The organism is Rhizobium sp. 10N414 (genome assembly GCF_056394785.1).
Window position 1 is genome coordinate 167,676 of the sequence record NZ_JBFTIN010000009.1, and the last position, 11,508, is coordinate 179,183.

The following is an 11,508-nucleotide window of genomic DNA, read 5'->3' on the forward strand; positions in this document are numbered from 1 at the left end:
TTTCGGTTGTTCTATTATTTAGAACTTAATTTGACTATGTGGAATTATCCGACTACCCTGGCATTTCTGTCAAGGCGTTTGGGGCAACAATGAGTGCGGCAAAAGGGAGTGCGCCCGAGAGGCGCGACACGGGCACCCTCGGCAAGCTGATGGTCCTTCTCGACCTGGTGACCCACGCCGACGGTCCCATGCGCTTCACGGATATACTGGCAGTTGCCGATCAGCCGCGTGGTACGGTCCACCGCCAACTCAGCCATCTCGTGGAGGAGGGCCTACTCGAGATCGATGCGGAGGGCAGATACTCGCCGGGCTTACGGCTTTTGGACTTCGCGTCTCGCAGTTGGGCGCGCAACGAGTTTCGTCTGGTTGCGGAGCCGCATCTTAAGGCTCTCCAGAATTTGACTGGTGAAACGGTCCATCTCGGCGTGCTGCGCGACACCTCGATCATCTACCTCGACAAGTTCGAAGGGCAGCAGCCCGTCAGAATGTATTCGCAGATTGGTAACGCCTCACCGGTCTATTGCACCGGCGTCGGCAAGGCGGCCCTTTCCATCCTGCCCAGAGAGCGGGTCAAGGCCTTGGTGGCGGACCTCTCCTTCCATCGGTTCACGGCAAACACCCATACGGCCGAGTCACTTCTTGCTGAGATCGAGCAGATACGGAAACAGGGCCATGCCTTCGACCGTGAGGAGCACGAGGTCGGGATTCGCTGTATTGCTGCGCCGATCTGGTCGGAAACTCAGTCGCTTGTTGGCGGCGTTTCCGTGACTGGTCCGGCTTACAGGCTCACGATGGAAAAGCTTTCGGAATGGGCGGCTCCGATCCAGCAGTCGGCTGAACGGATCATGGAGGCGATGCGCATCGGGCTTGGTCCGCGTCGCTGAACTGCTGACGGCCGGCTTGGCCTAAAGCACAATATTGAGATTTTCTGACGAATCGTCACAATTGATGCTCGTCAATCCCCCGTCTTGGGGTGTATGTGCTGGTAGATCGTCACCGGCGATACAAACTAGGGACGGCGCGGAGGCGTCGCCGCCCATCAGGCTTCCATCTTTTTTTGAGTTGAACAAGTAAATGACTTCATCGCAGCCAGGATCTTCCGTGGACGTACACGTTAGCGAGATCGCCGGACTGAAAACGCAGTTCGATATTTTCCGCTTCATGAAGAAGGTAACGGAAGCCTATCGGGCGCGGGCCTTTATGGTTTTCAATCTTCCTTCCGTGACAGCACGGGACCTGCAGAGCAGCACGGTCATCTCGAGCTGGCCGGTGGAACTTCTGGCTGCCTACGACCACGAGGGGCTTGTGGCCAATAGCCCGGTCATGAAGCGGCTTCGGACTTCGACAACGCCCTTCTTCAATGACGTGTCGCAAGCGAAACTGGATCGCCCCGACGGGAAGGCGGGCATCGTCAAGGCACTTTTCGAACGCTTTCGCATGATGCGTTGCGCCTATTTTCCAACCCACGAGCCCTCAGGCGGTCGTGGCGCCATTTCATTCTCAGGCGATCGCGAGGCATTCACCGCAGAAGAAATGCGCGAACTCCACTATATCTCCATCCACGTCTTCGACCGGTTGGCGGAGATCCGCAACCATGACAACTGCGTCACCGATACCTTGACCGATCGGGAGATCGATTGTCTGAACTGGACCGCGGCTGGCAAGACCAGTGTGGAGATTGCCGAAATCCTCACCCTGTCCGAGCATACGGTGAACCACTACCTGAACCGCGCGACAAGAAAGCTGGATACGGCAAACCGGACGCAGGCAGTCGCCAAGGCGCTGCGGATCGGTCTCATAAAGTAAGGGTTGCGCAAATTGTGGGCTTGCCAATCATTCGCGCCCAATTTCTCGCCAATTCCGACGACCCCGGCGCCATGCCGCGCCGGCATTGCTGGCGGTTTGCCAATTGGCATGTTTTCTGCTTGCTTACATTCAGCGGTCCAGAGGGGACCTGGCACGACGCCGGACAAACGGCGCGGCCTGCATACCGCCAGCCGATGCCACAGGCCCGACCTCGGGCGTAGGGCGTCGGCGGCGGTTGTTGCCTTTAGAACACGCCGCCGACGGCATCCCTCACGCTTGCTCTTCCCATGGACATTTTTCGCTGGCCTTTTGTGACGCTTGCTCTAGTTCGCAAGGCTTAGCTCGCTATCCTGGAAGGCTGTTGTGACCATCAGGGCGAAAGCCCGGCGGACTTGGTGGACATAGTGGCCTTCCGGTGAGCCTCGCCTCCTCAAATGCGGTCCCGATCGCCGATTTTGTTTGGCGAAGAGGCGGCGCTCCTCTATCTAGAATGCCAAACATAGGCAGTGAGGATGGAATGACGGGCGTCACCAAGGAACAGGTTCTCGAAACGCTGAAGACCGTACGCGGCCCCGATCTCGAGCATGATATCGTCGAGCTCGGTATGGTGTCTGATGTCTTCATTTCCGACGGCAAAGTCTATTTTTCCATCACCGTTCCGGCCGATCAGGCTAAGGAGCTCGAGCCGCTTCGTCTGGCTGCCGAACGGGTCATCAAGGAAATGCCGGGCGTCAAGGGAGCGCTGGTTGCGCTGACGGCAGACAAGAAGGCCGGTTCCGGCTCGGCGCCGGTCTCGCGCCCGCAGCCGCGGGCCGGGCATGACCATCATGGCCCTGCGCACGCCCCGCAACAGCAGCCGCGCGCCGGCAAGCTCGGCGTTCCCGGTATTGGCGCGATCATCGCCGTCGCCTCCGGCAAGGGGGGCGTTGGAAAGTCCACGACGGCCGTCAATCTTGCGCTCGGCCTCCAGGCAAATGGCTTGCGTGTCGGCATTCTCGACGCCGATATCTACGGCCCCTCGATGCCGCGGCTGCTGAAGATTTCCGGCCGCCCCACCCAAATCGATGGGCGCATCATCAACCCGATGGAGAATTACGGGCTCAAGGTCATGTCGATGGGCTTCCTCGTCGATGAGGAGACCGCCATGATCTGGCGTGGCCCCATGGTGCAATCGGCATTGATGCAAATGCTGCGTGAGGTGGCCTGGGGCGAACTGGACGTGCTTGTCGTTGATATGCCGCCCGGCACCGGCGATGCGCAGTTGACGATGGCGCAGCAGGTGCCGCTGGCGGGCGCCGTCATCGTTTCGACGCCGCAGGATCTCGCCCTCGTCGATGCCCGCAAGGGCTTGAACATGTTCAAGAAGGTCGAGGTCCCCGTGCTCGGCATCGTCGAGAACATGAGCTATTTCATCGCGCCCGATACCGGTACCCGCTACGATATCTTTGGTCATGGCGGGGCTCGCAAGGAAGCCGAGCGCATCGGCGTTCCTTTCCTCGGTGAAGTACCGCTGACGATGAACATTCGTGAGACGTCCGACGCCGGCACGCCGCTTGTCGCGACGGAGCCGAACGGCATTGTTGCCGGCATCTATCGCGACATCGCGACCAAGGTCTGGCAGCAGCTCGGCGGGCAGCCGCAGCGGGCCGCACCGGAGATTGTTTTCGAGTGAAATGCTTCGCTGCCGCTAGACTCCCAATTGCGGAGGAAATGTGGTGAAACGGCGCAGTAAGCGTAAGATGTCTTGATTCTTTCGCAGCTTTCCGTCATATGGCGCGCCGTCGCCATGAGGCGGTTTTTTGCGAATGCTCGATGATGGCCACCCCGCCGGGGCGGTCAGCTGCATGGTCGGAGTTATCTTGGTCGAAGGATTGGTGACTGCGATGCGGTTGAGCACGTTGCATATCCTGGCGGTTGCCGGATGTGCCAGGAGTCGTATGAACTTTCTTCAATCGCTTTCATTAAGATCGGGAACTTGCATCCCGCGCGCTCTCGCAGGCGGCGTGCCGTGGAAGGGCTTTCGATGAAAACAGCGATGCGCGCAACAAGCCCTGATTGCCAGAGGCCCAACCGGTGATCACGGCCTACTGTTCCAATTGCAAGTCGGTTGACGTTGGCGACCTGTCGCGAGGTACGTTACGCGACGATGTGATGTGGATCGACCTGATCGAGCCTTCGCGCGAAGAGGAGCTTTTTGTTGAGAAAGCTCTCGGCATCGAGGTTCCGACGCGAGACGATCTCAAGGACATCGAGCCGTCAGCCCGTCTCTACGTCGAAAACGATGCCGTCTTCATGACCGCTTCCCTCGTCTGGAAAGCCGAGACAGATGCACCGACGCTGACCGACGTGGCATTCATCCTCGCGGGCAAGCGGTTGGTCACGATCCGCTACGCGCAGCCCAAATCCTTTGCGCTCTTCATTGCCGCGCTCCACCGCGTGCCGCAGCAATGGCGCAGCGGTGCCGCATTGCTGGCAAAGCTTTTCGAAACGATCATCGATCGCACTGCCGAGATACTGGAGCAGTCCGTTGCCCGCATCGACATCCTGTCGACGCATGTCTTCGGCGATCGCGCCAGGAAGGTGCGCAAGCCGTCGAACTATCTGGAAGAGAAGCTCCGGGACATTGCGGGCCATCATCGCATCGTGAGCAAGGTCAGGGACAGCCTCGCCTCGTTGTCCCGCCTCATGACCTTTTTCTTCACCATCCCAGCAGTTCAGCAGGATCGCGACACCAAGGAATTGTGCAAAACGGTCTCGCGCGACATCCAGTCGCTCAACGAGCATGCCTCCTTCATCGCCGGCAACATCACGTTCCTGCTCGACGCCTCGCTCGGCCTGATCAACATCGAGCAGAACTCGATCATCAAGATATTTTCGATCGCGTCCGTGGTGTTCTTGCCGCCGACGCTGGTCGCCTCCATCTACGGTATGAATTTCGAGTTTATGCCGGAACTGCACTATGCCCACGGATATCCGTTTTCGATTGGGCTAATGGTGCTGTCCGCCGTCATTCCCTTCTTCTTTTTCCGATGGAAAGGCTGGCTCTGAAGAGCCTGTTTTCATTTCATGCACGAAGGTAGCCATACACACGAACGACACATGAAGCCGCGCAAGCTGGCCTACCTTGCGCTCGGCTCCATCGGCGTCGTCTACGGCGATATCGGTACCAGCCCGCTGTACGCGTTCCGCGAAGCCCTGAAGCCCGTCATGGTCGACGGCCTCACCCGCTTCGAGGTGATCAGCCTCATCTCGCTGATGATCTGGACCCTGACCATTATCGTCACCATCAAGTACGTGCTCTTCCTGCTGCGTGCGGACAACGAAGGCGAAGGCGGCACGCTTTCCCTGCTGGCGTTGCTGATGAAGACGGCAAATGGACATACCGCGCTGCTGATGTTGCTTGGCCTGGTGGGCGCGGCGCTGTTCCTCGGCGACGCGATGATCACGCCGGCTCTCTCGGTGCTATCGGCTGTCGAAGGTCTGAAGCTCGTGGCTCCAACTCTGACGAGCTACATCGTACCGATCTCGGTCTTCATCCTGGCTCTGCTATTTGTCGTCCAGTCTCGAGGGACCGGGGCCGTCGCCCGCTTTTTCGGGCCGATCATGGCGCTCTGGTTCATCGTGATGGCGGCCGCCGGCATTTCTCACATCTCGGATGACTTTGGCATCCTTGCCGCTTTCAACCCTTACTATGCCGTTAGCTTCCTGCTGCATGAGGGGTTCTACGGCGTGGTCGTGCTTGGCGCGGTCTTCCTAAGCGTGACCGGTGCCGAAGCGCTTTATGCCGATCTCGGGCACTTTGGTCGCCGGCCGATCCAGTGGGCGTGGTTTGTGCTGGTTTTCCCGGCATTGACACTGAACTATCTGGGGCAGGGCGCTCTGGTGCTCGGCAATCCCGCGGCCGTGTCCGATCCGTTCTTCCTGGCCTTTCCGCAATGGGCGCTGCTGCCGGCCGTCATTCTCGCGACCGCGGCCACCATCATTGCCAGCCAGGCGGTCATCACCGGTGCCTTCTCGCTCGTCCGCCAGGGCATCAACCTCGGCTTCCTGCCACGCATGGAAATCCTCTTCACCTCGGAGACGAATACCGGGCAGATCTTCTTGCCCTCCGTTAATGCGTTGCTGTTCGTCGGCGTCATCTTCCTCGTCATCAGCTTCAAGACGTCGGACGCGCTGGCCATTGCCTACGGCATCTCGGTTACGGGCGCGATGGTCGTCACTTCGATCATGGCCTTCGAGTTTGTGCGCGCGCGATGGAACTGGTCGATTCCGGTCGCCACGTTGGCGCTTGCCCCGCTGCTCTGCCTGGAAATGATCTTCTTGGGTGCAAACCTGCTGAAGATCCACGACGGCGGTTACATTCCGATCCTGATGGCGACCGCCTTTACGATCCTCATGTGGACCTGGCGTCGCGGCACGGCCCTCCTGATGGAGAAGACGCGCCACACCGATATCCCGCTCGCCTCTTTTGTCAGCTCGATCGAGCGCAAGAGCGATCATTCGCCCGCCCAGGTACCCGGTACCGCGATCTTCCTGACGAGCGATCCGGAATCGGCGCCCGCGGCCTTGCTGCACAATCTGAAGCACAATCACGTTCTGCACGACAAGAACGTGATCCTCACGATCCGCACCATCAACAAGCCGCGCGTTGCGAGCGCCGATCGCTACAAGGTCGAGCAGATCTCGGAGCGGTTTTCGCGCGTCGAGCTCATGTTCGGCTTCATGGAGTCGCAGAACGTCTCGCAGGCCTTGGCGACGTTGCGCAAGACCGGCCTGAAGTTCGACATCATGTCGACCTCATTCTACCTCGGCCGCCGCAAGCTCGTTCCCGATGCGAAGTCCGGCATGCCTTATTGGCAGGACCGTCTTTACATCGCGCTTGCCAATGCCGCGGCCAATCCGTCGGACTATTTCCGCCTGCCGGCAAACCGCGTGGTGGAACTCGGCTCGCACGTCATTATCTAGAAGAGCAAATGCGCTTCTGAAAAGCCCGGCGATCCGCCGGGCCGGCGATCCGCCGGACTTTTTTATTTTCCCTCGCGCTAATCTTTCGTCTCCGGAGGGCCTCGGCATTAACCAAGCATCAAGGTTAATGAGACATTTTCAACGGCATGTTCATGCGTCTCATGCCGGAGTCTCGCGTTGCGTCGAAATAGCCCTTCCCGTGGCAAGCTGCGCCTCTTGCTTCAAAATTGGAGTTCACCCGCGCTCTTCGGCGTTTGCGGGTGGCTGATGTCACCGACGATGGCGTCGCATGCCGACCTCGCGGCTCTGCTTGCCGGCCTCGACCAGGGTAGGGAAAACTGGCGCATGGTTCTAACCAATTCGCCGGCAGGTTCGATCCATCAGGCTGAGCTGACCTTTGCCGATCCCGTAGTCACGGGCACGATTGCTGCCGGGGCCGGCATGGTTTTGCCCGACGGCCGCAAGGTCGCATTCATGGTGAAGGACAAGGGACACGAGGCGACGTCGGACGAGGACCGCGTCAATCGCCCGGCCAAGAAAGGCCGCGTCGTTGCTGTCGAAACGGTGCAGCCGCCGAAGGACTTTTCCGCCGGGTCCATTCTCCAGCGAACGCGCCTGCTCTTTCAGCCCACCTTCGACCTGAAGGACAAATCCGCCTTCGTGAAGCCGAAGATCAAGGGCAAGGAAATCCAGATCGCGACCAATTTCTATACGAAGGAACCGCCCAAGCCGGACCGCGGCGTCTCGCCCATGCTGGCTGGTCTCGTGACCAACGCAAAGGCTGACGTGCTGGCGACGGCCTATGCGCCGAGCGCTCCCGACTACTCCCGTCAGTCGCCGTTCGATTCGATTCTCACCGACAAGGCCGACGACGGCCGCTTCGTGCCGCAGATCGGCCCGCGGGATCACGCCTGGGCCGCAAGCATCTTGGCGCCCTCGGTGTTTTCGGCGGCCGAGCAGCAGTGCCTGGCATCCGGAATCTATTTCGAAGCGCGTGGCGAAACGGTGAAGGGGCAGGCCGCCGTCGCGCAGGTCATTCTCAATCGCGTCCGCAATCCGGCCTACCCGAAGACGATCTGCGGCGTCGTCTACCAGAACGAGGATTGGCGCAACCGATGCCAGTTCTCCTTTGCCTGCGACAACATCAGGGACCGGGTGAACTCGCAGTATCACTGGAGAATCGCCCGCGAAGTCGCGATGGCGGTCACCGCCGGCAAGATCTGGCTCCCGCAGGTTGGCTCCGCCACGCACTACCATGCCGTCTACGTTCGTCCGAAATGGGCAAAGACCATGGAAAAGGTCGGCCGCATCGGCCTGCACGTCTTCTATCGCACCTATGGCGGCGGTTGGAGCTGAGGAAAAAGCCAATCCTGACGCGATTTTGCGTCTCTTGGCAGCACAGGAAAGCGGATTCTTTCGGTCGATTTTGGATAAGTGCGCCAAGATCGGCCTAAGCCCATGTTTTTTATCGCTTATTTTATGGCTGGACATCCACCGCTCACGCCTTGACTATGCTTTTTGCTAAAACTATGTTGCGCGCGACTTCAAAACGGGCCGAAAGGTTCTCAAACCTTGGGGTCGTTGTCCGGAAAACCGGGGTAGCGGGATCGCGGACAGCGGCTGGCGGAGGAGAGCACCATGGCGGAAGACCGCGAGGAAAGTCTTGAGAAGCGCCGTGCGCAATTGGAAGCGAAACTCGCAACCAAGCGCGTAGAAGCGGGGAAGGAAGAGGCTATCGAAGCCAGCGCCGAGGCAAGCCGCAAAGGTTATGCCCAGGCGATGAAGCTTTCGAGCGAGTTCATCTCCGCTATCGTCGTAGGCGCCGTTCTTGGCTATCTCCTCGACCGTTTTGTCGGCACGGCGCCTTGGGGATTGATCGTTCTTCTTCTTCTTGGGTTTTGTGCCGGCGTATTGAACGTTCTGCGCGCTGCGGGGAAGGTTGCAAAACCGGATCCTACCGAGCGCCAGAATGGTGGAAAATAGGGCAGGGCGCTCCGGCGTTCGATCCAGTGCAATAATCCCGTCTCGCGCGGGCTAAAGATAGAGAGAACAAGCGGTGTCTAACGATCCGACCCATCAGTTCCTGATCCAGAAGATTGTGCCGATCGAAGTCGGCGGAATTGATTTCTCGTTTACGAATGCATCGCTCTTCATGGTGGCGTCCGCTGCCGTTGCCGCCGGCTTCCTGTATTTCTCGACGTCCAACCGGGCGATCGTGCCGGGCCGCTCACAGTCGGTTGCGGAGATGTCCTACGAATTCATCGCCAACATGCTGAAGGAAGGCGCCGGATCCAAGGGGATGAAGTTTTTCCCATTGGTCTTCTCGCTCTTCATGTTCGTGTTGACGGCAAACCTGCTCGGCATGTTCCCGTACTTCTTTACGGTCACCAGCCAGATTATCGTCACCTTCGCGCTAGCGCTGCTCGTTATCGGCACGGTTCTCGTCTACGGCTTTTATAAGCACGGCTTCCACTTCCTGAATGTTTTTGTCCCGCAAGGCGTTCCTGGCATTCTTCTGCCCCTTGTTGTGTCGATCGAAATCATTTCCTTCCTGTCCCGCCCGATTTCGCTCTCTGTTCGTCTTTTCGCCAATATGCTGGCTGGTCACATCACCCTGAAGGTGTTCGCAGGCTTCGTTGCCTCGCTTGGAGCGCTGGGTGCGGTCGGTGTTGGTGGAGCCGTTCTTCCCCTGATTATGACGGTCGCCCTGACCGGTCTCGAGTTCCTCGTCGCCTTCCTCCAGGCTTACGTCTTTGCGGTGCTGACATGCATGTACCTCAATGACGCGATCCATCCGGGTGGCCACTAAGGGATACCGACATTGACGTCCCTCGGGCGTCAGTCAATTTCGCCGCAACACAACCATTTCAAAGGAGTTCAACATGGAAGCGGAAGCAGCAAAGTTCATCGGTGCAGGTCTGGCTTGCTTTGGTATGGCCGGTACGGCTCTCGGCCTCGGCAACATCTTCGGCAGCTACCTGTCCGGCGCTCTGCGCAACCCGTCTGCTGCTGACAGCCAGTTCGGCCGTCTGGTTTTCGGCTTCGCCGTTACGGAAGCTCTGGGCATCTTCTCGCTGCTCGTCGCTCTCCTCCTGCTCTTCGCCGTTTAATACAGGCGCATTGAAGGATCACGGCCTGCAGTCCGCATGCCGTGATCCTTTGCATTTGCAGTACACCTGGAGGTGAGCATGTTTTTTGTGACCCCGGCTTACGCCGAAGAGGCCCCGGCGGGAACCGCAGAAACTGGTGCAGCAACCGGTAGAGACACGCATGCCGCCCCGGCAGCAGGCGATGTCCACACCGAGACCGGCGTACCAGCCGAGCATCATGGTGGCGGCGTGTTTCCGCCTTTCGATTCGACGACCTACGCTTCGCAGCTGCTTTGGCTGGCAATTACGTTTGTCGTCTTCTTCGTGCTCATGCAAAAGGTCATCGCGCCGCGCATCGGCAATATCCTCGAGCAGCGTCACAACCGCATCTCGCAGGACCTCGATGAGGCAGGCCGCCTGAAGGCGGAAGCGGACGCCGATGTTGCCGCTTACGAAGCCGAATTGGCCGCCGCGCGCGCCAAGTCGAACGCGATCGGCACAGCCGCCCGCGACGCTGCCAAGCTGAAGGCGGAAGCCGACCGCAAGGCCGTGGAAGCAGGTCTGGCCGAAAAGCTCAAGGCTGCCGAAGGTCGCATCGCAGACATTAAGGCGAAGGCATTCGCTGACGTCGGCACCATCGCCGAAGAAACAGCAACGGCTGTCGTAGAGCAGCTGATTGGCACCTCGGCAAAGGCAGATGTTGCCGCCGCAGTCGCTGATATCAAGAAGGGGGCTTGATCGATGGAATTTGCATTCGACGCGACATTCTTCGCATTTGTCGGCCTTGTCCTGTTCCTGGCGCTGGTTGTTTACCTCAAGGTTCCGGGCATGATGGCCAAGTCGCTGGACGACCGCGCCGATCAGATCCGCAACGAGCTCTCGGAAGCCAAGCGCCTGCGCGAAGAAGCCCAGCACCTGCTGGCCGAATATCAGCGCAAGCGTAAGGAAGCCGAAGCTGAAGCTGCACACATCGTTGCTGCAGCCGAGCGCGAGGCCGAAATGCTGACCGCCGAAGCCAAGAAGAAGACGGAAGAATTCGTCGCAAACCGCACGGCGGTTTCCGAGCAGAAGATCAAGCAGGCGGAAGTCGATGCGATGAAGGCGGTGCGTTCCGCTGCCGTCGATCTGGCAATCGCTGCTGCCGAAAATGTTCTGGCAAAGAAGGCCGACACGAAGGTTCGGTCCGAACTCTTCAGCGACGCGGTCGGTCAGGTCAAGAGCCGCCTCAACTAAGCTGAGCGCCAAGTTCTTAAGAGCCCGGCTGATGCCGGGCTTTTTTGTTGTGCGCGCAGCATGGGCGCATTCTTGTGGGTGGAAGTCCCACCGTAAGCTGGTCACAGCGAGCGAAGTGAAGCGCAACTGCGGAAGGGTGACCAACCGTGGGGAGGAAGCGTGGATCGAACCTGCGGGCCGATGGACAAGAACCGGATATGTGATGATCCCGAAGCCAGGGGGCGGCGAGCGCGAGCTTGGCATCCCCAGGGTGCTGGACGGTCTGATCCAACAGGCGCTCCTGCAAGTCCTCCAGCCTATTCTTGATCCGACTTTTAGTCAGCACAGCTACGGCTTCCGTCCTGGAAGGAGTGCACACGATGCCGTCCTGGCGGCGCAATCGTTCGTGCAGTCCGGACGGCGGGTTGTCGTGGAC

The 11,508-nt window shown here is 59.4% G+C and carries 11 protein-coding genes and 1 pseudogene; all 12 read left to right on the forward strand.

Annotated elements, in window-relative coordinates; genetic code table 11:
* The first annotated feature begins 89 nt into the window (after positions 1 to 89).
* Entirely contained in the window at positions 90 to 884 is a 795-nt protein-coding gene (locus AC1DE4_RS11585) for an IclR family transcriptional regulator (protein ID WP_025659427.1), read from the forward strand.
* Positions 885 to 1,074: 190 nt separating this feature from the next.
* Positions 1,075 to 1,806, forward strand: coding sequence for a LuxR family transcriptional regulator (locus AC1DE4_RS11590; RefSeq protein ID WP_025659426.1), 732 nt, complete (start codon positions 1,075 to 1,077; stop codon positions 1,804 to 1,806).
* Between the two features lie 517 nt (positions 1,807 to 2,323).
* Positions 2,324 to 3,478, forward strand: a complete 1,155-nt coding sequence (apbC, locus tag AC1DE4_RS11595; protein WP_025659425.1) for an iron-sulfur cluster carrier protein ApbC — start codon at positions 2,324 to 2,326, stop codon at positions 3,476 to 3,478.
* Positions 3,479 to 3,879: 401 nt separating this feature from the next.
* Positions 3,880 to 4,854, forward strand: a complete 975-nt coding sequence (locus tag AC1DE4_RS11600; RefSeq protein WP_025659424.1) for a magnesium transporter CorA family protein — start codon at positions 3,880 to 3,882, stop codon at positions 4,852 to 4,854.
* A gap of 18 nt (positions 4,855 to 4,872) precedes the next feature.
* Positions 4,873 to 6,771 carry a potassium transporter Kup gene (locus AC1DE4_RS11605; RefSeq protein WP_025659423.1) on the forward strand — a complete coding sequence of 633 codons (1,899 nt, stop codon included), beginning with the start codon at positions 4,873 to 4,875 and terminating at the stop codon, positions 6,769 to 6,771.
* 177 nt (positions 6,772 to 6,948) lie between these two features.
* Positions 6,949 to 8,127: a cell wall hydrolase gene (locus tag AC1DE4_RS11610; protein ID WP_025659422.1), complete on the forward strand. Its 1,179-nt coding sequence runs from the start codon at positions 6,949 to 6,951 to the stop codon at positions 8,125 to 8,127.
* Between the two features lie 282 nt (positions 8,128 to 8,409).
* Positions 8,410 to 8,754, forward strand: coding sequence for an AtpZ/AtpI family protein (locus AC1DE4_RS11615; RefSeq protein WP_025659421.1), 345 nt, complete (start codon positions 8,410 to 8,412; stop codon positions 8,752 to 8,754).
* A 73-nt stretch (positions 8,755 to 8,827) separates the two neighbouring features.
* Positions 8,828 to 9,580 carry a F0F1 ATP synthase subunit A gene (locus AC1DE4_RS11620; RefSeq protein WP_018859316.1) on the forward strand — a complete coding sequence of 251 codons (753 nt, stop codon included), beginning with the start codon at positions 8,828 to 8,830 and terminating at the stop codon, positions 9,578 to 9,580.
* Positions 9,581 to 9,653: 73 nt separating this feature from the next.
* Positions 9,654 to 9,881, forward strand: coding sequence for a F0F1 ATP synthase subunit C (locus AC1DE4_RS11625; RefSeq protein ID WP_003588243.1), 228 nt, complete (start codon positions 9,654 to 9,656; stop codon positions 9,879 to 9,881).
* 78 nt (positions 9,882 to 9,959) lie between these two features.
* On the forward strand, positions 9,960 to 10,598 hold the full coding sequence (locus tag AC1DE4_RS11630; RefSeq protein WP_025659420.1) for a F0F1 ATP synthase subunit B: 639 nt from the start codon (positions 9,960 to 9,962) through the stop codon (positions 10,596 to 10,598).
* A 3-nt stretch (positions 10,599 to 10,601) separates the two neighbouring features.
* The gene (locus tag AC1DE4_RS11635) at positions 10,602 to 11,093 is read left to right on the forward strand and encodes a F0F1 ATP synthase subunit B (RefSeq protein WP_025659419.1); all 492 of its coding nucleotides are present in this window, start codon (positions 10,602 to 10,604) and stop codon (positions 11,091 to 11,093) included.
* A 199-nt stretch (positions 11,094 to 11,292) separates the two neighbouring features.
* Positions 11,293 to 11,508, forward strand: a pseudogene (locus AC1DE4_RS11640) (group II intron reverse transcriptase/maturase); the annotation flags it as partial.